The following is a 23,349-nucleotide window of genomic DNA, read 5'->3' on the forward strand; positions in this document are numbered from 1 at the left end:
TTCCGAGACGCCGATGACTCACGATAGGGCCACTCGTCTCCACAACCAACTCTGCCTGTGGATAACTCTGTGGAGAGATCGGGGGAAACGCCGCGTGTCGTGTGCACAAGCTGTGGGAAACCCTGTGGACAGAGAAGTATTTTTGTCGGACAAAGCATCTCTGACCAGGGTTTTCCGATTCCACAGGCTGTGTGTGGAAAGTTCTCTCGATCCTGTGTCGAACGTTGGGGAGAACGGGGGTCACCTGTGTACAACTTGCTTGACTCCGAGGCCGAGAACGGTGTAGCGATCGGCCTCGAGACGCGTGTTCCGCCCCCGTTCAGGGCACAGAAAAGCGCGATGGCGGCAGACCTCTCGGTCCACCGCCATCGCGCTTCACGCGACGTGCATGAGGCGCCCCGACCCGAGGGTCAGGACGCCGCACGGCGGTACTACTTGGCCGCGACCACCTGAAGGGTGATCGTGGCGACGATCTCGTCGCGGAGGCTGATGGTGGCCTCGTGCTCGCCGACGTACTTGATCGGGGTGTGGATCTCGATCTTGCGCTTGTCGACCTCGCCCAGCCCGGCTTCCGCCACGGCCTTCGCGATGTCGGCAGGCTTCACGGAACCGAACAGACGGCCTTCGCCACCCGTCTTGACCGTGAGCTTGACCTTGGTGGCCTGGAGGCGAGCCTTCAGGTCCTGGGCCTCTTCGATCGTGGCGTGCTCGCGCGCAGCGCGGGCCGACTTGATCTGCTCGACCTGCTTCTCGCCACCGCGGGTCCACGGGGTCGCGAAACCCTGGGGAACGAGGAAGTTGCGAGCGTAGCCGTTCTTGACGTCGATGACGTCACCAGCGGAGCCGAGGCCGGAGACCTCGTGCGTCAGAATCACTTTGGACATGTGCGGCGCCTCCTAGCGGCCAGAGCCGGCGTAGGGCAGGAGCGCCATCTCGCGCGCGTTCTTGACCGCGCGTGCGATGAGTCGCTGCTCCTGAACGTTGACACCGGTGATACGACGAGCACGGATCTTTCCCCGCTCGGAGATGAACTTGCGAAGCGTGGCGACATCCTTGTAATCGATGACACCAACGCGGATCGCCTTCGCGGGAGCGACGTTCTTGCCGCCCTTAGCACCGCGGGCAGGCTTGCGGCGGTCGCCGCTCGACTTTCCAGCCATGGTTGTTCCTTTGCGTGTAATGGAGTGATCGACTGAGCCGGCAGAACCGGACCGATCGAATCTGTTTAGAAGGGGGTCTCGTCGCTGTAGCTACCCGGAGTGTTCCAGGCATCTGCACCGCCGTTGCCGCCGGAAGCTGCCGGTGCGCTCTGAGCCCAGGGCTCGTTCTGCTGCACCTGCGGAGCTCCGCCGCCGCGCTGTCCACCGCCGCCGCCACCCGAGGGTGCACGGCTGATGGTCGCGGTCGCGTACCGGAGCGAAGGGCCGATCTCGTCGACTTCGAGTTCCATCGAAGTCCGCTTCTCGCCTTCCTTCGTCTCGTAGGAACGCTGCTTGAGACGCCCGGTCGCGATGACACGGCTTCCCTTGGTGAGCGATCCGGCCACGTGCTCGGCGAATTCACGCCAGACGCTCGCGCGCAGGAACAGCGCTTCGCCGTCCTTCCATTCGTTCGCCGCACGATCGAAGTTGCGCGGCGTGGAAGCGATGGTGAAGTTGGCGACAGCCAGGCCGTTCTGCGTGAAACGCAGTTCCGGATCGCTGGTCAGGTTGCCCACCACGGTGATGACGGTCTCGCCGGCCATGAGCCCTAGGCTTCCTTGGTCTCAGCCGCAGCCGGAGCCGCGTCTGCCTTGGGAGCCGCGGCGACAGCGGCAGCGGGCTTGGCGGCAGCCTTGCGGGCGGCCTTCTCTTCGCTGCGCTTCGTCTCGGTGGCGACCTGAGCGATGGCCTCTTCGGCACGCAGCACCTTGGTGCGCATGACGGCCTCGGAGAGCTTCAGCTGACGGTCGAGCTCCTGCGTGGCAGTGCTCGATGCAGTGAAGTCCACGACGGCGTAGATGCCTTCGGTCTTCTTGTTGATCTCGTAAGCGAGACGACGACGGCCCCAGATGTCGACCTTGTCGATGGTTCCACCATCGTTGCGGATGACGTTGAGGAACTTGTCGAGGCTCGGTGCAACCGTGCGCTCGTCAATCTCGGGGTCGAGGATGACCATGAGTTCGTACTGATGCGTCACTAACCCACCTCCTTCGGACTCGAACGGCCACAGACTTTCTGTGGCAGGAGGGTGTAAGCATCGTTGCTACCGGCCGAGAACAGAGCGGACGCGCCCGGGCAACCTTCATAGTGTACCGGACGGGGACTGCGACCGCCACCGCGGGCCTGTCGCGCGGGCCGCGCACGTGGGATGCTGGTCCGGATGAGCACGCCAGCCAGCCGATCCCGAGCCGACCGACTCGTCGGGCTCGACCTCGCCCGCTTCCTCGCCCTCATCGGCATGATGGCCACGCACGTCTGGGCGTACGACATCGCGACCGGCGGCGACACCCCGATCACGCAGGTGCTGTCGGGCAAGGCCGCCGCCCTGTTCGCCGTCCTCGCCGGCATCGGCATCGTGCTCACCAGCCGACGCGACCTCGCCGCCGGCTCCCCCGCCGCCGCGCGGCTCAACCTCTTCGGGCGCGGCTTCACCCTGCTCGTCCTCGGCCTCACCCTCGGCGTCATCCCCGGGGGCATCTACGTGATCATCGCCTACTACGGCGTCACCTTCTGGTTGGCGATCCCGGCCGTCACCTGGCGGCCGCGCACCCTGCTCATCCTCGCCGGGATCTGGGCGATCGTCTGGCCGATCTGTTCCCAGGCGGTCCGCATGCCGCTCGACGGGGTGGACTCACCGGAGATCGGGAGCGCGTCCTGGTTCGATGTCGCGACCGGAGGATTCGCCCGCGGGCTCCTCATCACGGGCGTATACCCGGCGCTCACCTGGATCGTCTACGTCCTCGTCGGGATGGCGATCGGTCGGATGCTCATGGCTGCGCGAGCCGACGGGACGCTCCGCCGCTTCGCCCTGCTACTCGCCGCGATCGGGCTCGGGGTCGCGATCGCAGCCGACCGGATGGCCGCCCTCCTCCTCGGCCCGCTCGGTGGCGTCCAGGGCATCGCCCGCGGCATGACTGGCGGCCTCGAGCCCGACCCGACGACGATCACCGCCGTCGAGGACGCCCTCACGGAGGGGATGTACGGCACGAGCCCGACGGACTCGTTCTGGTGGCTCGTCGCCCGCTCACCGCACTCCGGCACCACGCTCGACCTCGTCTTCACGATCGGCATCGCCGCGGTCGTCATCGGCCTCTGCCTGGCCCTCGGCACCGTGTTGAACCGCGGCTGGTCGCGCGTGCTCATGCCCGCGACCGGGGCCGGCGCAGCGCCGCTGACCGTCTACTCGGCGCACGTCTTCATGGCATCGGTCGGCGCGCTCATCGCCGCGATCATCGGGTCGTACCAGGACACCGCCTGGCTGATCTCGAGCCCCCAGCTCTGGGTCCTCCACGTCGCCGGTGCCCTGCTGCTCGGCTGGATCATCGCGCTGACCCGTCGCCGCGGCCCGCTGGAGACGCTCGTGCACGCGTCGGGGCGCGCGCTCACCGTCCTCGCGAACCGCAGCACACCGCTGCCCGCAACGCCGCCGCCGGCCCCGCGTCCGGCGGAACACCCCGACCTCCGATGACCAGCTCGGCGACGCGAAGCGCGCAGCTGGACACCCGGCCACTCACCGAACAGATCGACCGCCGCGCGCTCCGCGACTACCGCAGGCGGCTTCCCGGCGACGTCCGTCCGCCACTCGTCTCGGTGGTCTGGCCGGCCGTGGTGCTCTTCGTGCTGCCGGTCGGATTCCTGTCCGCCTGGTGGTTCGTACTCAAGGACGGCTCGATCCCGGCCGAACCGTGGGACGCCTCAGCGCTGATCCTCCTGCCCTACCTCTCGCTCCCCATCGGGATGGTGTTCCTCCTGGTCCGCACGATCCGGCGGCGGAGCGGGCTCCGGCAGTACCGACTGGACCGCTTCGCGCGGGCGAACGGGCTGAGCTACCGGCCGACCGCCATTCCCGTCGCGCTGCCGGGCCTCATCTTCACCATGGGCGGGGCGAGCGTGGTCCGCGACCTCCTCTGGCGCGACGGGCGGTCACCACTGTCCGTCGGGAACCAGCGCACGATCATCGGCTCGGGACGGAACCGCAAGGAGCACCGATGGGGTTACGTCGCACTCCGGCTCCCGGTGCCGCTCCCCCACATCGTGCTCGACGCGGTCGGCAACAACTCCCTCCGGCACCCTCGGCTCCCCGTCACCTTTGCGAAGGACCAGCGCCTGTCACTCGAAGGGGACTTCGACCGTCACTTCGAGCTGTACTGCCCGCGCGGGTATGAGACCGACGCCCTGTACCTGTTCACGCCCGACATCATGGCCCGGTTCATCGACACCGTGGCCGAGCTCGACGTGGAGATCGTCGACGACTACCTCTTCCTCTACGCGCCGAAGGACCTCTCGACCCTCGATCCCGAGGTGTGGACCTGGCTGATGTCCGTCATCGACATCCTGACCGAGCGCATCGCGCAGTGGGAGCGCTGGCGGGATCGACGGCTGGACCCCACCGACACGGCGGCCGTCATCGGCTCGTTCCCGCTGCTCCGTCCGCCTCGTGGTGTGGCCGGTCAGGGGCGGCGCCTGTCCCGGCGGACGGGATGGTGGTGGGTCATCGGACTCGTCCTCGCCGTCTACGGGTGGTACCTCATCGTCGGTGACGCGATCCGCGCGATCACCGGCGGCTGAGCGGGGTCGCCCTCGCCCTCACCGGCTACTTGGCGTCGGCGTAGGAGGTGACGACGGCCGTGGTGACCGGGAACTCGACGGGCGCCGCACCGAAGATGAGGCGCCCGGCCTCGGCCGCTGCTTCGCGCACGAGGGCGACGACGCGCTCGGTCTGCCCCTCCGGGCAGTGGACGACGATCTCGTCGTGGAGGAAGAACACGAGGTGCGCCGATCCGGTGAGCGCGGCATTCGCGCCCCCGATCTCTGCGGCGAGCGCCTGCAGCCGCGTGCGGAGGCCGGCCATCCAACACAACGCCCACTCGGCGGCGGTGCCCTGCACGACGAAGTTGCGGGTGAAGCGCCCCCAGCTGCGTGCCTCCATGCGGGCGCGCTGGGTGGCTGCGGCGTTGGCGCCCTCCATCGAGGCGGCCGACTGGATCTCGCGCCAGGTCTCACCGGGGAGTGGTGAGGTCCGGCCGAGCCGGGTGCTCACCCGTTCGCCGCGTTCACCGGCCCTCGCGGCCGTCTCGACGAACTCGATCGCCCGCGGGAACGCCCTCGTCAGCCGGGGCAGGAGGCGACCGCTCTCCCCCGTCGTCGCTCCGTACATGGCTCCGAGCATGGCGATCTTGGCGTGCGGCCTGGTGTCGACCGCGCCGACGTCGACCATGCCCTGGTAGAGGTCGACCCCGCGGCCCGCATCCGCCATCGCCCGGTCGCCGGACATCGCGGTCAGGATCCGTGGTTCGAGCTGCGCGGCATCGGCGACGACGAACCGCCACCCCTCGTCCGCGAGGACCGCACCACGGACCTGGTGCGGGAGCTGCAGGGCTCCCCCGCCGTCCGAGGCCCATCGGCCGGTGACGACCCCACCGGGAACGTACGTGGGGCGGAACCGACCGTCCTTCACCCAGGTCTCGACCCAGGTCCAGCCGTTGGCCGTGAGCAGGCGCGACAGCTTCTTGTAGCGAAGCAACGGCTCGATGACGGGGTGCTCGATCTCCTGCAACTCCCACTGGCGGGTGGAGGTCGCGTTGATACCGGCCCGCTGGAGGGCCTTGAGCAGTTCGCCGGGCGACTCAGGGCTGAGCTCCCGCACCCCGAGCGCGGCCTTCACCTCTTCGAGGACCTCGACGAGCTTGGCCGGCCGGACGCCTGGCGGCACCTTCGGCCCGAGGGCGTCGGCGAGGATGCGGTCGTGCACCTCCGCGTTCCACGGCAGGCCGGCGAAGGTCATCTCGGACGCGATGAGCGCGCCGGCGGACTCGGCGGCCAGCAGGAGTCCGAGCTGCGAACGCCCCTGCGGCGTCGCCCCGTCGACCGCGGCGCGCTGCAAGGCGAACTCGGCGACAGCGTCGCGCTCGCCACCCGGGAGGTCGAGGTCGAAGAGCGTACCGACCGCCTCCGCGCGCTGGGCGACCCGCGGGTCGAGGACCTCGTCCCAGGGGCCGGGCGGTGCCGTGGCGAGGGCTGAGTCGGCGGTGAACGCGGCATTGCGGAGGATGTTGTGGCAGAGCCGGAGGTCGACGCAGCGCGAGACGCGGACACCCGCGGCGAGGAGCGCCGGGTACCAGAGCGAGGTGTCGTCCCAGACCCAGCGCGGCGGGTTCGGGGTGGCCTCGAGGCGGCGGACGAGCGCGGGGAGTTCGGCGCGCGCGATGGTGGTCGCGGGCGTGGGAGCTGCCTCGCCGGGCGACGCCGGGCGGTCCTCGAGGTGCACGACGCGCACGCGGGCGCCGTCGAGCTGCTGGAGGACGATGTGCACCACCCCAGTCTGCCGTCACCCGCCGACCACGACCGACGCGGGAGGGCGGGACATCCCCCCTATGGGGGTCGGCGGGCCGGTGCCAGACTGCGACCATGCTGATTTCGACGATGAACGATGTCCCCGGCCGACAGGTCACCGAGGTGCTGGGCGAGGTGACCGGGCTGACGGTCCGCGCTCGCAACGCCGGCGTGCAGATCGGCGCCAACTTCAAGGCGCTCCTGGGCGGCGAGCTGTCCGGGCTCACCAGGCAGCTCGCGGAGAGCCGCGAGGAGGCGAAGCAGCGCCTCATCGAAGCGGCCACCGCCCTCGGCGCCGACGCCGTGCTCGCGATGCGCTTCGACGCGGCCGAGGTGGGCCAGAACTACCAGGAGGTCGTCGCCTACGGGACCGCCGTCAAGCTCGGCTGATTCTCGACCGGAGAAACGCCCGAGGGCAGGACCGAACGCGACGTTCGATCCTGCCCTCGGGCAGATCTCCTGCTGTCAGGCGCGGAGGCGGCGGAGCTCCTCGCGACGGACGGCCTGCTCAGCCGGATCCGGCACCGGGAGCGACGCGAGCAGGCGACGCGTGTAGACGTCGCTCGGCGCACCGAGCACCGCCGAACCGGGCCCCTCCTCCACGATGTCGCCGCGGTACAGCACGACGATGCGGTCGGCGAGGATGTCGACCACCGCGAGGTCGTGACTGATGAACAACGACGCGAAGCCGAACTCGCGCTGCAACTCGGCGAAGAGCTCCAGCACGCGCGCCTGCACCGACACGTCGAGCGCCGAGGTCGGCTCGTCCGCGACGAGCAGGGCCGGCTCGAGCGCGAGCGCCCGGGCGAGGGATGCGCGCTGACGCTGTCCGCCGGAGAGTTCGTGCGGGAAGCGGTCGCCGAACGCCTTCGGCAGCTGGACCGCTTCGAGCAGCTCGTCCACCCGACGCCGGGCCGCACGTGCGTCGCCGAAGCGACCGTGCACGATGAGCGGCTCGGCGACGCATTCCGCGATCGTGAGCAGCGGGTTGAAGCTCGTGGCCGGGTCCTGGAACACGAACCCGATCTCGCGCCGCTTCGGCGCGAACTCGCGCTCCTTCACCCGGTTCATCTCCACACCGAGCACCGACAGCGAGCCGCCGGTGACCTTCGTGAGCCCGGCGATCGCGCGGCCGATGGTGGTCTTGCCGGACCCCGACTCGCCCACGAGCCCGAGGACCTCACCGGCGTGGATCGTGAAGTCCACACCCTTCACCGCCCGGAAGCCGGCACGACCGAAGCGCCCGGGGTACTCGATCTCGAGTCCCTTCGCGACGACCACCGGCTCGCCGAGCTGCAGCTGCTTGCCGCGCTCGACCTCGGCCGGCGCGGAGCTCTTGCCGCGGCCGACGTGCGGCACCGAGGACAGCAGCTTCTTCGTGTACTCGGCCTTCGGCGAGGAGAACAGCTCCTGCACGGGAGCCTCCTCGACGATGTCGCCCTGGTACATGACCACGACGCGGTCGGCGAGGTCGGCGACGACGCCCATATTGTGCGTGATGAGGACGATGGCCGTCCCGAACTCGTCGCGGCACCGACGCAGCAGGTCGAGGATCTCCGCCTGCACGGTCACGTCGAGTGCCGTCGTCGGCTCGTCGGCGACGATGAGGCCCGGGTCGAGCACGAGCGCCATCGCGATGACGATGCGCTGCTTCTGCCCGCCGGAGAACTGGTGTGGGAAGTAGTCGACCCGCTCCTCGGGCTCCGGGATGCCGACGCGGCGCAGGATGTCGATCGCCTTCGCCCGCGCTTCTGCCTTCGTGTACGTCCCGTGGGCGCGGAGGCCTTCGGCGATCTGCCATCCCACCTTGTAGACGGGGTTGAGCGCCGTCGACGGCTCCTGGAACACCATCGCCGCGTCACTGCCGCGGATGGACCGCAGCTGCTCAGCCGACGCCGTGACGACGTCCTGCTCCGTCGAGCCGTCGCGCGAACGCAGCACGACCGCGCCGGACGCGGTCGCCGTCTCGGGGAGGAGACCGAGGATGGTCTTCGCCGTGACCGTCTTGCCCGATCCGGACTCGCCCACGATCGCGACGATCTCGCGCGGTGCGACCGACAGCGAGATGTCGTTGATCGCCTTCACCGCGCCGGCGTCGGTCGAGAACGAGACGCCGAGGTCGCGGATGCTGACGATGTCCTTGGTGCCGAGGTCGCGTGGACCGGTGGTCGGCTTCGACAGGCTCATGAGCGCTCGTCCTCTCGTCGGTTCTCCAGATCGCTGTCGGCCGCGGCGTCGCTGACGGCTCCCAGCGACTCGGCGTCCATCATCCCGGCCCCGCCGGGGCTGTCCGGCGTGCCACCGGCGGTGGTGATGCTCGAGGTCGCGGCCACGGAGCCACTCGAGGCGCCGACCCGACGACGGCTGCGCAGACGCGGGTCGGAGAGGTCGTTGAGGCTCTCGCCGACGAGCGTGATGCCGAGCACGACGAGCACGATCGCGAGACCGGGGAACAGCGCGGTCCACCAGATACCGCTCGTGACGTCGGAGACGGACCGGTTGAGGTCGTACCCCCACTCGGCCGCCGCGGTCGGCTCGATGCCGAAGCCGAGGAAGCCGAGGCCCGCGAGCGTGAGGATCGCCTCGGAGGCGTTCAGCGTGATGATGAGGGGCAGGGTCCTCGTCGCGTTCCGCAGCACGTGGCGGAACATGATGCGCGAGCTGGACGCACCGATCACCTTCGCCGACTCGACGAACGCCTCGCTCTTGATGCGGACCACCTCAGAGCGGATCACCCGGAAGTACTGCGGGATGAACACCACGGTGATCGAGATCGCGGCGGCGAGGATGCCACCCCAGAGGCTCGACTGGCCGCGGCTGATCACGATCGACATGACGATCGCGAGCAGCAGCGACGGGAACGCGTAGACGGCGTCGCACACGACCACGAGCACGCGGTCGAGCCAGCCGCCGAAGTATCCGGCGACGAGGCCGAGCAGCACGCCGATGAAGATCGACAGGATGATCGCGGACACGATGACGAAGAGCGCGGTCTGGGCACCCCAGAGCACGCGGGACAGGACGTCGTACCCGCCGACGGTCGTGCCCAGGAGGTTCGTCGCGTTCGGCGCCTGCTGCGTGCCGAACGACCCGTCGTCGCCGCGCAACTGGTTGAAGCGGTACGGCGCGACGAGGGGTGCGAGGACCGCGATGAGCACGAAGACGCCCGTGACGACGAGACCGATGACGAGCATCGCGCGCTGCAGCCCGACGGACTGGCGGAACTGCTTGACGACTGGCAGGCGTTCCCGCAGGGGACGCTTCGCGGGTGCGGTGTGCACGGCGGTGGTGGCTGTCGGAGCACTCATGCTCAGTACCTCACCCTCGGGTCGATGATCGCCGCGATGATGTCGACGATGAAGTTGGTCAGGGCGACGATCACCGCGAGGAGCGCGACGATGCCCTGGACGGCCACGAAGTCACGAGCCTTGAGGTACTCGCTGAGCATGAAGCCGAGGCCCTTCCATTCGAACGTCGTCTCGGTGAGGACCGCGCCGGCGAGGAGCAGGGCGATCTGCAGCCCGATGACGGTGATGATCGGGATGAGCGCCGGACGATAGGCGTGCTTCGTGACGAGTCGGAACTCGCTGACGCCGCGCGAGCGGGCCGCGTCGACGTAGCCGGAGCCGAGCGTGCCGATGACGTTCGTGCGGACGAGACGGAGGAAGACACCCGCCGTCAGCAGGCCGAGGGCGATGGCAGGGAGTACGGCGTGCGCGAGGACGTCGCTGATCGCCGTCGGGTCACCGAGCCGGATCGCGTCGACCAGGTAGATGCCGGAGGGGCTGGAGATGGTCTGGAGCGTCAGCTCCGTGCCGGTGCTCGCGCGACCGGCGACCGGGAGGATCCCGAGCCACACGGAGAAGATGAGCTTGAGCAGCAGACCGGCGAAGAACACGGGAGTGGCGTAGCTGAGGATCGCGAAGACGCGGAGGCCGGCGTCCTGCCAGCGGTCGCGGCGGGCGGCGGCGAGCATGCCGAGCGGGATGCCGACGATGAACGCGACGATGAGCGCGTAGATCGCGAGTTCGAGGGTCGCCGAACCGTAGGTGAGGAGGACCTCGATGACGGGCCGGTTGTCGGAGATCGTCGTGCCGAAGTTGCCGACCGCGATCTGTCCGAGGAACTCGAAGTACTGGACGAAGAGCGGCCGGTCATAGCCCGCGGCACTGATGCGTTCCGCGAGCTGGTCGGCCGGGAGCCGTCCTCCGAGCGCCGCGGTGATCGGGTCACCGGTCAGGCGCATCAGGAAGAAGACCATGGTGACCAGGATGAACACCGTCGGGATGATCAACAGGAAGCGGATGACGAGGTACCGCCAGAGTCCGCCACCTTCAGACCGTCTGGCCGCCTTGGGGGGTGGGGTTGCGACAGCTGCCGTCATTGCAGTGGATCCTCCTCGATCACCGACTCGGTAGAGCCCGGACACACGATCGGGGCGGCTCTGTGGAGCCACCCCGATCGCGACGTCCGACTCACCATAGTCGGATATCAGTTGGTCAGGCTACTCAGCCCTTGCTGATGGGTGCGTAGCGGAACTTGAACGACGCGTCGAGGACGGTGCCCTCGACATCCTTGCCGACGACCGCCACCTGAGCGCCCTGGAGCAGCGGGATGGTCGACAGGTCGGCCGCCTCGAGGTCCTGGATCTGCTCGATGAGCTTCGTCCGTGCGTCGGCGTCCGTCGTCGAGCGCTGCTGGTTGATCAGGTCGTTGACGGCCGGGTTGTCGTAGTGGTTCGCGAGGAAGTTGTCCGTGGCGAAGAACGGCGACAGATAGTTGTCAGCGTCGGAGTAGTCCGGGAACCAACCCAGCTGGTAGGCCGGGTAGACGTCCGTCGTACGGTCCTTCGAGTACTGCACCCACTCGGTCTGCTGCAGGTTGACGGTGAACAGACCGTCCGCCTCGAGCTGGTCCTTGATGAGCGCGTACTCGTCGCCGGAGCCGGAACCGTAGTGGTCACCGTTGTACTGGAGGTTGAGCGCGACCGGAACGGTCACACCGGCTGCCTCGAGCGTCTCCTTGGCCTTCGCCGCGTCCGGGCCGCCGTCGCCGTCGCCGTAGAGGCCCTTGAGGGACTCGGTGGCACCGGTCAGGCCGGCGGGCACGTAGGAGTAGAGCGGGGTGTAGGTGTCCTTGTAGACGTCCTTGGCGATCGCGGCGCGGTCGATGAGGTCGGCAGCGGCCTGGCGGACGGCGAGCGACTTGGCGGGGTCGGCGTCGGCGGTGGTCGCACCGTACGGCATGGTGTCGAAGTTGAAGACGAAGTAGCGGATCTCGCCACCGGGGCCGTCGATGACCTTGACGTTCTTGTCCTTCTTCAGGTCTTCGATGTCGGTCGCGGAGAGGCTGCGCGACGCGACGTCGATGTTGCCCTGCTTGACGTCGAGCTTCAGGTTGGACTCGTCGGTGTAGTACTTCACGTTGACGGTGTCGTTCTTCGCCTCGCCGAGGAGGCCCTGGTAGTCCGCGTACTTCTTGTACGAGATGAGCTCGTTGAACTTGTAGCTGTCGATCGTGTACTGCCCGGCGAAGGCCTTGCCCTTGACGATGTCGTTGTCCGGCGTCAGCTCGGTGGCCGAGAAGACGTCCTCGTCGACGATCGGGCCGACGGGGCTCGAGAGCACCTGCGGGAAGGTCTGGTCGTTCTCGGTCTTCAGCGTGAAGACGACGGTGAGGTCGTCGGGCGCGTCCGTCTTCTCCAGGTTGCCGAGGAGCGACGACGGGCCGTTGTCGTCGGCGATGGCGAGCTGGCGGTCGAAGCTGAACTTCACGTCGGAGGAGGTGAGCTCGTTGCCGTTGGCCCACTTGAGGCCTTCCTTGAGCTTCACCGTGTACTCGGTCGGCGAGGTGAACTCGGCCGACTCGGCGATGTCGGGCTCGACGTCGGGGCTGTTGTACGGCGTGTTCAGCAGGAAGGGGTAGATCTGGTTCATGACGGCGAACGAGCCGTTGTCGTAGGAACCGGCCGGGTCGAGCGTGGTGACCTTGTCGGTCGTACCGATGACGATCGTGCCGCTGGCACCGCTGCTGGAGCCGCTGCCGCCACCGGCGGCGCAGCCGGCGAGGGCGAGAGCGGAGATGGAGAGACCCGCGAGCGCGACGGCGCTCTTCCGGAATCCACTACGTGGGGATGACATTGATGTCGACCTCATTTTCTGTGTGTGAGAGACGGCACGGCTGTGTGCAGGTTCTTCGCACGTGCTTGTAGAGGATTACAGCACGGTCCGAACAACTCCCTCAAACTCAGGAGGCTTCCGGTGCAGATTCGTTACGAGCACGAAACGTGCGCGCGCGGCTGTCGCGACGCAACGACTGCGCGTTTCCGCCGATCCCGACGAGTGTCGGCTTCGAGACGGATCATGGATCACCGGTTGTCGATAGTATACAGTCTACAGATGACAGGTCCGGATGAGGCGGACCTCATCGTTCTGAGGAGCTCGTATGTCTGTGCACCCGCCTGCGGCCACCACCGCTCAGCTCGGCGGCGACACGCCCGCCGCTCCAGGCCTGCGCCCCGCCCAGAGCGCCCGCGTGGCGCGAACACACCTCACCTACCGGGATGCCGCGCCTGGGCTCTCGGTCCGCGAGGCCGACCTCTCGCTCCGCCTGGACGGCGGTGGCCACGGGCTCCTCGACACGACCCACTTCGACACGGTCCGCTTCCCGCCACCGGCCTGGGCGGACGAGGCCATCCGTGAGGCGGTCGCGACCGGCGCCTGGGCGTACACCCCCTACCGCGGCGACCCCGGCGTGCTCGCCGACCTCGCGACGGCGATCGGCGGTTTCCTCGGCAGCCCGGTGGGCCCCGGCAACCTGGCGCTGACGCCAGGCACGCAGGGAGCGCTCTTCACCACGCTCTCCTCGCTCGTCGACGAGGGCGACCTCGTCCTCCTCGCCGACCCGGACTACCTGTTCTGCGAACGCATCCTCGCCTTCCTGGGCGCGCGGGTCGAGCGCATCCCGCTCATCCTGGACGGAGGACAACCGAGCCTCGACCTCGAGGCAGTCGAACGGTTCCTCCCCGAGCAGCCGAAGCTGCTCATGTTCTCGCACCCCAACAACCCCACCGGCGCCGTGTACCCCGCGGACATGATCTCCCGGGTCGCCGACCTCGCCCTCGCCGGCGGGTTCCGTGTCCTCGTCGACGAGCTGTACAGCCGACTCCTGTACACAGATGTCCCGTTCCCGCACCTCCGCTCGGAGCCCGGCATGGCGGATCGCACCATCACGCTCCTCGGCCCCTCCAAGACCGAGTCCATGAGCGGGTTCCGGATCGGCGTCGTCGTCGCCCCGGAGGACGTCATCGCGTCGGTCGAGCAGACGCTCGCCATGACCTCGCTCCGCGCGCCCGCCTACGCCCAGCGCATGCTCGCCCGGTGGCTCGTCGACGACGACGACTTCCTCCGGGAACGCATCGCCGACCTCGAGGCGATCAAGCGGACCACCGTCGAGAGCCTGTCGCGGGTGCCGGGGCTGCGGATGACGCCGCAGGACGGGACGGCCTATCTGTTCCTCGACGTCTCCGCCTTCGGGGTGTCGGACGTCGAGGTGGCCGGAGCCCTGCAGCGCGAGGCTCAGGTCGTCGTGTCTCCCGGGTACCAGTTCGGCCCCTCCGGAACCGGCCACTTCCGGATCTGCTACGCCCGCGACGAGACCGAGTGGGCGGCGGCGCTCGAGCGGATGGTCGCCTGCCTGACCGGACTCGCGACCGCGGCCGGCATCGAGGCATGATCGATGCGACGGTCCGGCCGGCCGGCGCCTACTCGGTCGCCCGGCTCGTCGACGACCTGGTGCACACGGCCGGCATGACCCCCCGCGTCGACGGCGCGCTCCTGGCGACCGGGCGGATCGGCCGTGAACTGGACGACGTCGAAGCGCTGGCAGCCACCCGAGTGGCAACGGAGCGAGCCCTCGCGGCCGCCGCGAGCGTCGTACCCGAGGGCAGAGCGCTCGGAGAGGTCGTCTCACTGACGGTGTACCTCGCGGTGGCCGACGGGTTCGTCCGGCTGAGCGAGATCGCCGACGCGGCGAGCGCCGTCGTCGTCGAGCGTTTCCCGGACGCCGCCCTGCCCGTCCGGGCCGCACTCGGTGTCGCTGCGCTTCCCGGCGATGCGCCCGTCGAGATCCAACTCATCGCCCGCTTGCAGCCGGGTTCGGACGCCTGGGACTGAGGCTGCCCTCCACCGGGAATCGGGCCATGCCGACGCTCAGGGTTCGAGACGCGGGATCGGGACGCCGAGCCGGCGCGCCTCCAGGCGGGTGTCCGCCAACACGGCGAGTGCTTCCGCGGCGCGAGGGTCGGTGTGTGCGGCGAGGCTTCGACCGGCCATCGGGACGAGCTTGGTCACCCACGCCGATGCGGCCGCCATGGGGCCGGGGAACCTGAACGGCAGGGTGGCGCTCCGATGCCGTCCGAGGTCGACCCCTCTGGCCTCGAGGATTGGGAGCAGCGCACGCGCGGTCGCGAACGCGGTGCGGAACGCCTGGCGGTCGCCGATCATCCGGGCGAGCGATCCACTCCGAAGCGCCTGGGCGAACATGCCGGCGTCGGCCACGAAGTGCAGCCACAGCCATCCGCGCATGTCCGGCTCCCGACGGACCGAGAGGCCCGTCTCCCGCAAGGCGGCGACGACCGCCGCCTCCCGCATCGAAGCGGATGCGCCGTCGGTGCCGACGACGACCGAGGGGAGCGACGCCACCTGGAGGACGCCGTCCTCGCCGAATCCGCCACCCGCCTGCGGGAAACCGAACACGACCTGATCTGCGGGCAGTGGTGCGACCGCGTCGAGTGGTTCCTTCCAGACGTTGCCGAACACCAGCACGCTCGCCTCGCCGATGCGTGGGGCCAGGAACGCCGCCGCTTCGGCGAGCCGATGGTGGCCGACGCTGAGCACGATCAGCTCGAACCCGTCCACAGCATCGAGCGTCTCGCGCAACGACGTCCGGAACGTCTCCTGCCGTCGCCGCCCGAAGGGCTTCCGCCGTCCGTCGATCCAGTCCAGCCGAACCTCGTCGCCATACTCCTCGGCGCGTCCCGGCCGCACGTAGAACTCGACGTCGTGCCCGGCCTCGTCGAGCATGCGGCCGTAGACGGTGGCGATCACCCCTCGCCCGAACATCAAGATCCGCATCGTCGACTCCAGTCATAAGATGGAGATCGTCTCCATGTACACAAGATATGGAGATTACCTCCACTTGTCAACGGAAGGCGGCCCGATGCCGGAATCACGCCCGCTCCGGGCCGACGCACGTCGGAACCGCGACGCGATCGTCGCTGCGGCCCGGGAAGCCTTCGACCAGGACGCGCAGCTGCGGTTCGACGACTTCGCAGCACGGGCGGGCGTGGGTGTCGGCACGCTCTACCGGCACTTCCCCACCCGGGCGGCGCTGGCAGCCGCGGTCTACGAGGGCGAGGTGGCGACCCTCTGCGCCGAGGCCCAGGACCCGGCACGGACCTCCGCAGACAACCTGGTCGCCTTCCTGCGCGGGTTCGTGGAACACGTCGTGGCCCACACCGGCCTCGCCCGCGCTCTCGCGGCCTTCGTCGACCCGGACGTGCAACGGACCGGTGGCGGCGAACTCGAGCGCACCGTCGCCGAGCTCCTCACCCGCGCTGTCGCCGACGGGGACATGCGCGACGGCGTGCCCGTCGGTGCCGTCATGGTGGTCCTCCACGGCATCGGCTCATCGACGGACCGCCCCCACTGGCCGTCGGAAGCCCGGGCGGCCGTCGAGGTGCTCGTCGCCGGCCTGCGGAACGTCGCCTGACGAACGGTCCGACCGGCTGCGGATCCGCCGGTCAGTACCCCCGCTCGGCGTCGAAGCGGTTGAGCAGGGGTTCCCCCGCGCGATATCGGGCGAGGTTGTCGATGAACAGCGCCGTGAGGGTCGCGTTCTCGCTCTCCACCGTGGACGCCGAGTGCGGCGAGATGAGCACGTTGTCGAGGTCCCAGAGCGGCGAGTCCGCGGGCAGCGGCTCCTCGCGGAAGACGTCCAGGGCCGCACCGCCCAACCGGCCCGAACGGAGGGCGTCGATGAGGGCGTCCTCGTCGATCACCTGTCCGCGCGAGATGTTGACCACGGCGGCCCCCTCGGGGAGGAGCGCGATCCGCTCGGCGCTGATGAGGTTCTCGGTCTCCGGCGTGAGCGCCGTGCACAGCACGAGCACCTCGGTGCCCGGCAGCACCTCCTCGAGGCGGTCCACATCGCTCAGCTCGACGCCCTCGGGCAGCTCGTAGGAGCCGCCCACGCGACCCACGGCGGTCACCCGGGCACCGATCGCGTCGAAGGTCCGCACCACGTTCGATCCCATGCCACCCACGCCGACGACCGTGACCCGCATGCCGGCCAGCTGCCTGGTGGTGTAGCGCTCGAACCGGTGCTCGCGCTGCCGACGCTGCAGATCCGGCAGGCCCTTCACGACGAAGAGCGCCCCGGTGAGGGCGAACTCGGCGAGCGGCACGGCATGGACGCCACCGGCCGTCGTCGCGACGATGCCGCTCCGGTCGAGGCCGGTGCGACGCATGAACGCGCCGATGCCGGCGCTCGTCGCCTGGATCCACCGCAGCTTCGGAGCGCGCTCCGGCAGCGCAGCGGGATCCTGCCAGTCGAAGTCGAACGCGACCTCCGCCCGCGCGAGCATGTCGTCCCACCGTTGCTGGTCCGCTGGGGACAGCTCGGGGGTCGGGCCGTGATGATCGGCGACGTATTGCGGGACACCGATGAGCGACGGGTCGTAGAGCACCTCGACGTCCGGGTGGGAGGCTGCGATGGCCTCGACGTGCTCCGGTTCGAGGTAACTCGTGATGAGGATCTGCATGATGGTCCATCCTGCCGCGGGCGCGGCGGTGCGTTGGTCGTGACGCGGCGTGCCGCGATGTCGTCCGGTCAGGCGGTCGGCCAGGGGGCCACCGCTGCGAGCCGTTCGGCGGTGAGCGCGGGCCGGACGCCGTCCGTCCCCTCGGTCACCGCACGAACCCGCAGGACCGAGCTCGGTCCACACGCGATCGGGACGAAGCCGGGCCCGTGACCGGGCATGGGTGAGCCACCGTGCACGATGATCCCGACGGTGATCCAGTCGCGCCGGTACCCCATGTTGTGGCGGACGTCGAGGTGCTCGACCGCGAACAGGTCCCCGAGCCGCATGTCGATCCCCGCGAGTTCGGGCGAGTCCGGGACGACGGCGAGGTCCACGTCCCACTGGTGCGCAGGCCGACCGATACCGTTCCCGGCCACCTTGCCCGGCAGCACACCGACCACGTCGAAGCCCATGACGCCGTCCTCGACCGTGAGTGGGAGGACGGCGAGGAGCGCGGGGTCGATGTTCAGCAGGACGATCTCCTCGGGCAGGTCCTCGCGTCGCAACCCCTGGCCCATGGCGTGCACCGCGACCCGGTCCCCGGGCAGCAGGGCCGCCATCGTCTCGTCGTCGAAGGACACGATGACCCGTCCCGCCTCGCCGCGTTTGCCGATGACGGACCCCGTCGCCCCTGCCGCCGCGCCCGACCGAACGGTCGCACGGTTCCCGATGCAGGCGAAGGAGGTCAGTCCGAAACGCGACCCGGCGTCCGGGTGCACGAGGGTGACCCCCGGGGCGACGTGGTCGGTGTCGGTGCCGAACACCGAGTCCCCGAGGTGCACGCCGAGCACGACCCCACCGTCGCCGATCGGCACGTAGGGGTGCCCGTCGCGGTCGATCCGATACGACACCATCGGGGTGAGGCCGGCGTGCTCGACGAAGCCGAGCAGGTTGTTGGCGATGATCGAGCTCATGCGTCCGTCTCCGTCGTGGTCGTGGTCGTGGTGGTCGCGCGGCCCATCCCTGCGAGCGCGACGCCGAGGTTCGCGGCCCGGTCGTCGACGACGGTGAACGCCGACGCCGGTCCGGACAGCAGGGTCGACGGCCCCGGACCGTGCCCGAAGAGCCGACACTCGCCCGTGGAGATGACGCCGATCGTGATCCAACCCGGCCGGTAGCCGCGGCCGTAGGAATGGTCCTGATCCTCGAGGACGACGATGTCGCCGATGCGGAGCGACTCGAGGCCGAGCGAGAGGTCCTCACTGAGCCCGGGGTAGGCGCCCATCAGGTCGGTGTTGGCGAACTCCGAGAGCATGCCGCCTCCTGCGCCCGCCGCCTCCGCCGGGACGCGCATGGCGACACCGACCTGGAGCGTCCCGTCGGTCGCCGTCGAGAACGGCAGATGCGGGAGCAGCCGCGGGTCGAGGTTCTTCACCCGGACGTCCGGGTGGTCGAGGAGGCGCAGGCCCTGACCGCGGGCCTCCACACTCACGGCGTCACCGGTGGTCACCTGGCGGAGCGAGCCGTCGGCGAAGTCGGCGAGGACATAGGCATGCTGACCGATGACCACACCCTCCGCTCCGACGGCGGCACCCGAACGCACCGTCACGACGTTGCCGACGCAGCTGAGGAACTGCAGTGCGGCGTTCGCCTCACCGCCCGCATGCCGGATCGACAGCCCGGGTTCGAGGTGGTCGCTCGCGTAGCCCGTGGCCGCCTCGCCGACGTGCGCACCCATCGTCACCCCTCCCATGCCGGGCAGGATGAAGGGGTGGCCGTCGGGGTCGACCCGGTAACCGTGTCGGTCGGCCTGGGGCGGCCAGACCTCGCCGGTCAGGATCTGCGTGACCAGGCGGTCCTCGTTCGTCCTGAGACTCATGCCGTCGTTCCCTTCGGGACCGGTGCGGTGCCGAGGGCGAAACCGCGGATACGGAGCGGCGGCGCGGTGGCGGCACCGTTGAACACGTTCATGAGCGGCTGGCTCAGGGAGACGGAACCGACGCCGTCGACCCGGGCGAGACTCTCGAGCACGCTCACCGTGAACCGCTGCGACTCGACCGGGCGCGTGATCCGACCGTTCTCGATGAGGAAGCACGCATCGCGCGTGACCCCGGTGATCGTCGAGCGGACCGGGTCGACGGTGCGCGTGTACCAGAAGCGCTGCAGGTAGACCCCGCGCTCGACACCCGCGATGAGGTCGAGCTCGGTGGTGTCGGCGGCGCGGAGGATGACGTTCATCGGGATCGCATGCGGCGCCTCCTCCCGGGCGATGTGGAAGTTGCCGCTCGACGCCGTCCCGAGGGCGAACGCGGTCTCGCGGTCGGTGACGACCTCGGCCACCCGCCCCTGGTCGAGGAACGGGACGTCGCGCTTCGTGGTGCCCTGGAAGTCGAACGGGAACGGGAGACCGAGGTCGGCCGTCGCGTCGTCGTGCACGGAGACGAGCGATGAGGCTGCCTGCTCGCCTGGGCGGGTCGCTGCCGTGCCGAAGCCGGATGCCAAGGCTCCGCCCGTGAAGCCGAACGCTCCGAAGAAGTCGAGGAACTCACCGGCGGCGAGCGCCCCGAGCACCACGTCGTACTCACCCGGGGCGAGTGGAGCACGGCCCCGCGCGGCGGACGCCTCCGCAAGCGTCCGCTCGACCGACTCCGCCGCGAGCAGACGGTCGGAGGATCGGGAGAGGTCCTTCCAGTGGGACGAACCGTCCTCGATGCGGACCGTGAGGGAGCCCTGCGCCTCGGTCGCCGCGGCGTACCGGGAGGTGCCGCGCTCGCGGTCGTGGAAGGCGACCTCGGTGACCGCGCGGCCGAACATGCCCGCAGCAACGCCACCGGCCCGGTCGGCCTCAGACATCGCGCGGTCGGCGAGGGCGACGTGTTCGCCGACGTCCCAGGCCGCCGTGTCCTCACCCCAGAGCAGGGCGCCGGACGCGGTGCGGCCGGACACCTCCGGCTCGTCGACCGGACCGGGATCGGCTCGAGGAGCAGCGGCGGGGAGTCCTCGCTCGGCCTGCTCGCGCGCGGCGGCACTCGCGTTCGCGACCGCCCGACCGAGCCCGGCGATCGAGCTGGCGGCAGCGAGTGACGCCCGCCCGTCCACCTCGGCGCGGACCATGATCTGCACCTCGTCGATGGCCTGGCTCTGGTGCACCCGGCGGCCGGCGAAGCGGGTGAAGTCCCCGCGCCGACCGGTGAGGAAGGCTTCGATGCGGTCGGCCGGGGCGTCGCGCAGGGCGGCCTCGAGCGCCTCCGCGGCTCGCTCGCCGCCCACGACGGGCCTGAACGCGGTGGTGGTCGTGCTGTCGGTGTCGCTCATCGGTCCACTCCGATCCGGAGGTTCCGCACGAGCGTCGGCGAGGCGCCGTGCCCGAGGAAGCCCCATTGCTTGGGTTCGCCCTTGCCGCAGGGCATGCCGAAGGCCTTGAACTCCTCCGGCCCGGCGACCGCCTCGACGGACTGCCAGAACTCGGGCGTCGTGCCGCCGTAGGAGAAGCCACGCAGCAGGCGACCCCGCCGACCGTGCTTCACCTCGTACGCCACCTCGGTGCCGAACTGGAAGTTGTGGCGCCGTTCGTCGATGGACCAGCTGCGGTTGTCGTCGATGTAGTACCCGTCGCCGAGGCGCTCCTGCAGTTCCTCGGTCGACCCACTGCCGGGTTCGAGGAACACGTTCGTCGCGAAGCACACGGGGGTGTAGCCCCAGCCGTCCGAGCGGGCTGCGCCGATCGACGGCACCCCGATCCGGGCGGCCGAGTCCCTGGTGGAGAGGAAGTTGCGGATGATGCCCTCGGAGATGAGCGGCTGACGGGACGCCAGGACGCCCTCGTCGTCGAACGCGAAGGAACCTCGCGTGCCGGGCACCGTCGGGTCCGAGGTGATGTTCACCGCCTCGGAGCCGTAGCGGAGCGAGCCGACCGCGTCCGGTCCGATGAAGGAGGTGCCCGCGTAGTTCGCCTCGTCGCCGAGGATCCGGTCGAGCTCGAGCGCGTGACCCGTGGACTCGTGGATCTGCAGCGCCATCTGGGCGGGGCCGATGATGACGTCGGCCGTGCCCTGCGGCGCGAGCGGGGCGGTCAACAACTCGACGGCCTCCCGACCGATGCGGTCGGCCTCCTCGACCATCCGGAGCCCCTCGACGTACTCCCAGCCCGCCTGCGCGGTGTTGCCGTGGAACGAGTTGGGGAAGGAGCGACGTTGCATCGTGCCGTTGCCGACCGCGTTCACGAGCGCCATCGCGCCGCTCTCGATGAGGTGCTGGTGCTGCATCGAGCCCTCGGTGTTGGCGAAGTGCCGGTGCTGCCGCTTCGCGTTCAGGCCGGCCTGCGCCATGACGACCTCGACGGGGGCGCTGGCGGCGCTCAGGATGTCGCCGAGCAGGGCCTGGCGCGTCGACGCCGAGACCGCGAACGGGTCGAGGACGACGTCGGTCGCGTACCGGCCGCTCACCGGTGGCATCGGCGGCAGCTCGGTGCGGTGGGCGTCCGAGACCCGGTCGGCGTTCCGCGCGTTGGCGAGGGCACGATGGGCGGCGAGCGTCAGGTCGTCGTCGTCGTCGATCGGCACGGAGGCGAACCCCCAGCTGCCGTTGAAGAGCACACGCACACCGACGCCGAGGTTGTGCTCGATCCGCTCGTCGAGGCCGGACTCCAGCGTCGAGTACAGGCGGACCTCCTCGGCTTCGATCAGGCGGGCGTCGGCATAGCTGACGCCCGGCACGTCCACCGCGGCGAGGACCGTCGTGAGCATGGTCGCGGCGGCCTGGTCGTCCGCGAGCTCGCCCCACGCATGAGCCGCAGCGTCGACCGCGGCGAGCGGCGCGACCGTGTCGGCGCTCGTCACGCGCGGACCGCCTCGGTGTCGTCCGCGTCCGACGGGGCGAGCGCGAGCGGGAAGTCGCACCATGCGCGGGTGCGGAACGACAGCTCGAACGCGTTGATCGTCTCCTGGACGAGCGCGCCCTGGTCGAAGTTGCCCTGGTTGAAGTCCTCGCCGGACAGGATCTCGGTGGCGAAGTCCTTACAGAGGTTCGAGTAGAAGAGGAACGGCCACGGCTCCGTGGACGCCCCGCCCTCGGGGAAGAACTCCTGCGGGATCTCGAGCTCCTCGAACTCGACCTGGTCCTTCTTCGCGACCTTGATCGTCTGGCAGATCCCCGCCTCCTCGACCAGGCGGACGATGATCGCACCCTCCGAGCCGTAGATGCGGGCCTCGATGCCGGGGAAGTTGCCGACGGTGACGTAGGACGACTGGATCGATGCGAGACGACCCTGCTCGAACTCGGCGATCCACATGTCGCCGTCGTCGATGTTCATGCGCTGCATGGCGCCCGTGTCGCGCACCATCCGCTCGGGGACGAAGTTGCGCATGGTGCCGACGACACTCGTCATCGGGGCGTCGAGCCACCAGTGCATGATGTCGATGATCGGTGCACCGTAGCCCTCGATGGAGGACACGGCGATGACGTCGGGGTCGGCGTCCGGGTCCACCTGGCGCAGCGGCGTCTTCGGGTCGATCCACTGGCTGTTCTGCTCATAGCCGTTGAAGATGTAGGGCTCGCCGATGAAGCCCTGGTCGATGAGGTGCTTCGCGTACTGGATCGCCGGGGCGAAGCGGAAGGTGAAGCCGAGCTTCGTCTTCACGCCCCGTTCGGCGGCGAGCGCCGCGGCACGCCGGGTCTCGGTGTAGTCGCTGTTGACGGGCTTCTCGCAGAGCACGTGCTTGCCCGCGGCGATGGCCGCCATCGAGATCTCGAAGTGCATGGCGTTGCCGGTCGCGACGTCGATGACGTCGATGTCGGGGTCGTCGATCAGTTCGCGGTAGTCGGTGACGGCGCGCTCGATGCCGAACTCCGCGGCCGCCGAGGCGAGCGCCTCCTCGTCGATCTCGGCCAGCGCGACGACCTCGACGCGCGGGTCGCGCTGCCAGCCGGGGATGTGGGAGCGGACGGCCCATCGGCCGGCACCGACGACGGCGACTCGGAGCTTGCGATCGGACATGGTGGTTCTCCTTCTGCGGG

At 69.5% G+C, this 23,349-nt stretch carries 22 protein-coding genes; 6 read left to right on the plus strand and 16 right to left on the minus strand.

Going from position 1 to position 23,349, the window contains the following annotated elements; translation table 11 throughout:
* Positions 1-431: 431 nt before the first annotated feature.
* The 4 genes from rplI to rpsF all read right to left on the minus strand — a co-directional run bounded on the left by rplI (position 432) and on the right by rpsF (position 2,157).
* A complete protein-coding gene (gene rplI, locus QRN26_RS02855) occupies positions 432-884 on the minus strand; it encodes a 50S ribosomal protein L9 (RefSeq protein ID WP_056780635.1) in 453 nt (150 codons plus the stop codon).
* A gap of 12 nt (positions 885-896) precedes the next feature.
* The gene (gene rpsR / locus QRN26_RS02860) at positions 897-1,160 is read right to left on the minus strand and encodes a 30S ribosomal protein S18 (protein ID WP_056010351.1); all 264 of its coding nucleotides are present in this window, start codon (positions 1,158-1,160) and stop codon (positions 897-899) included.
* Positions 1,161-1,225: 65 nt separating this feature from the next.
* Positions 1,226-1,744, minus strand: a complete 519-nt coding sequence (locus tag QRN26_RS02865; protein WP_056010349.1) for a single-stranded DNA-binding protein — start codon at positions 1,742-1,744, stop codon at positions 1,226-1,228.
* A gap of 5 nt (positions 1,745-1,749) precedes the next feature.
* On the minus strand, positions 1,750-2,157 hold the full coding sequence (gene rpsF, locus QRN26_RS02870) for a 30S ribosomal protein S6 (RefSeq protein WP_228506624.1): 408 nt from the start codon (positions 2,155-2,157) through the stop codon (positions 1,750-1,752).
* A 204-nt stretch (positions 2,158-2,361) separates the two neighbouring features.
* Here rpsF and QRN26_RS02875 point away from each other — a divergent pair, with 204 nt between their 5' ends.
* Together QRN26_RS02875 and QRN26_RS02880 are read left to right on the plus strand one after the other, a co-directional pair.
* Positions 2,362-3,669 carry a heparan-alpha-glucosaminide N-acetyltransferase domain-containing protein gene (locus QRN26_RS02875; RefSeq protein WP_162239358.1) on the plus strand — a complete coding sequence of 436 codons (1,308 nt, stop codon included), beginning with the start codon at positions 2,362-2,364 and terminating at the stop codon, positions 3,667-3,669.
* Positions 3,666-4,769, plus strand: coding sequence for a hypothetical protein (locus QRN26_RS02880; RefSeq protein WP_285035184.1), 1,104 nt, complete (start codon positions 3,666-3,668; stop codon positions 4,767-4,769). Before QRN26_RS02875 ends, QRN26_RS02880 begins: the two co-directional genes overlap by 4 nt.
* Before the next feature lie 25 nt (positions 4,770-4,794).
* Here the strand turns inward: QRN26_RS02880 and QRN26_RS02885 are convergent, their stop codons facing one another.
* Positions 4,795-6,513 (minus strand): bifunctional 3'-5' exonuclease/DNA polymerase, encoded by a 1,719-nt coding sequence (locus QRN26_RS02885; RefSeq protein WP_285035185.1) that lies wholly within the window; start codon positions 6,511-6,513, stop codon positions 4,795-4,797.
* 95 nt (positions 6,514-6,608) lie between these two features.
* On the opposite strand from QRN26_RS02885, the gene QRN26_RS02890 reads away from it, so the two are divergent.
* The gene (locus QRN26_RS02890) at positions 6,609-6,923 is read left to right on the plus strand and encodes a YbjQ family protein (protein WP_056780626.1); all 315 of its coding nucleotides are present in this window, start codon (positions 6,609-6,611) and stop codon (positions 6,921-6,923) included.
* A 75-nt stretch (positions 6,924-6,998) separates the two neighbouring features.
* On the opposite strand, the gene QRN26_RS02895 is transcribed toward QRN26_RS02890, so the two are convergent.
* From QRN26_RS02895 to QRN26_RS02910, 4 genes are all read right to left on the minus strand, one after another.
* On the minus strand, positions 6,999-8,720 hold the full coding sequence (locus QRN26_RS02895) for a dipeptide ABC transporter ATP-binding protein (RefSeq protein ID WP_285035186.1): 1,722 nt from the start codon (positions 8,718-8,720) through the stop codon (positions 6,999-7,001).
* Positions 8,717-9,841, minus strand: coding sequence for an ABC transporter permease (locus QRN26_RS02900; protein ID WP_285035187.1), 1,125 nt, complete (start codon positions 9,839-9,841; stop codon positions 8,717-8,719). Before QRN26_RS02900 ends, QRN26_RS02895 begins: the two co-directional genes overlap by 4 nt.
* A gap of 2 nt (positions 9,842-9,843) precedes the next feature.
* Positions 9,844-10,917 (minus strand): ABC transporter permease, encoded by a 1,074-nt coding sequence (locus tag QRN26_RS02905; RefSeq protein ID WP_285035188.1) that lies wholly within the window; start codon positions 10,915-10,917, stop codon positions 9,844-9,846.
* Positions 10,918-11,041: 124 nt separating this feature from the next.
* Entirely contained in the window at positions 11,042-12,673 is a 1,632-nt protein-coding gene (locus QRN26_RS02910) for an ABC transporter substrate-binding protein (protein WP_056010334.1), read from the minus strand.
* Positions 12,674-12,977: 304 nt separating this feature from the next.
* Between QRN26_RS02910 and QRN26_RS02915 the strand changes: the two genes are divergently transcribed.
* Positions 12,978-14,267: a pyridoxal phosphate-dependent aminotransferase gene (locus QRN26_RS02915; RefSeq protein WP_285035189.1), complete on the plus strand. Its 1,290-nt coding sequence runs from the start codon at positions 12,978-12,980 to the stop codon at positions 14,265-14,267.
* Positions 14,264-14,707 (plus strand): RidA family protein, encoded by a 444-nt coding sequence (locus QRN26_RS02920; RefSeq protein ID WP_056780615.1) that lies wholly within the window; start codon positions 14,264-14,266, stop codon positions 14,705-14,707. The genes QRN26_RS02915 and QRN26_RS02920 overlap by 4 nt, the downstream gene beginning before the upstream one ends.
* Positions 14,708-14,743: 36 nt before the next feature.
* Here QRN26_RS02920 and QRN26_RS02925 read toward each other — a convergent pair whose 3' ends face one another.
* Positions 14,744-15,667 carry a ketopantoate reductase family protein gene (locus tag QRN26_RS02925; RefSeq protein ID WP_285035190.1) on the minus strand — a complete coding sequence of 308 codons (924 nt, stop codon included), beginning with the start codon at positions 15,665-15,667 and terminating at the stop codon, positions 14,744-14,746.
* Positions 15,668-15,752: 85 nt separating this feature from the next.
* Here QRN26_RS02925 and QRN26_RS02930 point away from each other — a divergent pair, with 85 nt between their 5' ends.
* On the plus strand, positions 15,753-16,304 hold the full coding sequence (locus QRN26_RS02930; protein ID WP_056010328.1) for a TetR/AcrR family transcriptional regulator: 552 nt from the start codon (positions 15,753-15,755) through the stop codon (positions 16,302-16,304).
* A 31-nt stretch (positions 16,305-16,335) separates the two neighbouring features.
* Here QRN26_RS02930 and QRN26_RS02935 read toward each other — a convergent pair whose 3' ends face one another.
* From QRN26_RS02935 to QRN26_RS02960, 6 genes are all read right to left on the minus strand, one after another.
* Complete coding sequence (locus QRN26_RS02935) at positions 16,336-17,355, minus strand: D-2-hydroxyacid dehydrogenase (RefSeq protein WP_285035191.1); 1,020 nt, start codon at positions 17,353-17,355, stop codon at positions 16,336-16,338.
* A 68-nt stretch (positions 17,356-17,423) separates the two neighbouring features.
* Positions 17,424-18,308 (minus strand): DUF4438 family protein, encoded by an 885-nt coding sequence (locus QRN26_RS02940; RefSeq protein WP_056010324.1) that lies wholly within the window; start codon positions 18,306-18,308, stop codon positions 17,424-17,426.
* Positions 18,305-19,213 (minus strand): DUF4438 family protein, encoded by a 909-nt coding sequence (locus QRN26_RS02945; protein WP_082498587.1) that lies wholly within the window; start codon positions 19,211-19,213, stop codon positions 18,305-18,307. The genes QRN26_RS02940 and QRN26_RS02945 overlap by 4 nt, the downstream gene beginning before the upstream one ends.
* Positions 19,210-20,649 (minus strand): metallopeptidase TldD-related protein, encoded by a 1,440-nt coding sequence (locus QRN26_RS02950; RefSeq protein ID WP_082456014.1) that lies wholly within the window; start codon positions 20,647-20,649, stop codon positions 19,210-19,212. Before QRN26_RS02950 ends, QRN26_RS02945 begins: the two co-directional genes overlap by 4 nt.
* Positions 20,646-22,172 carry a TldD/PmbA family protein gene (locus tag QRN26_RS02955; protein ID WP_285035192.1) on the minus strand — a complete coding sequence of 509 codons (1,527 nt, stop codon included), beginning with the start codon at positions 22,170-22,172 and terminating at the stop codon, positions 20,646-20,648. Before QRN26_RS02955 ends, QRN26_RS02950 begins: the two co-directional genes overlap by 4 nt.
* Positions 22,169-23,329, minus strand: a complete 1,161-nt coding sequence (locus QRN26_RS02960) for a Gfo/Idh/MocA family protein (protein WP_056780607.1) — start codon at positions 23,327-23,329, stop codon at positions 22,169-22,171. Before QRN26_RS02960 ends, QRN26_RS02955 begins: the two co-directional genes overlap by 4 nt.
* Positions 23,330-23,349: the final 20 nt, after the last annotated feature.

This window comes from Plantibacter sp. ME-Dv--P-095, assembly GCF_030209365.1.
Lineage (GTDB): Bacteria > Actinomycetota > Actinomycetes > Actinomycetales > Microbacteriaceae > Plantibacter.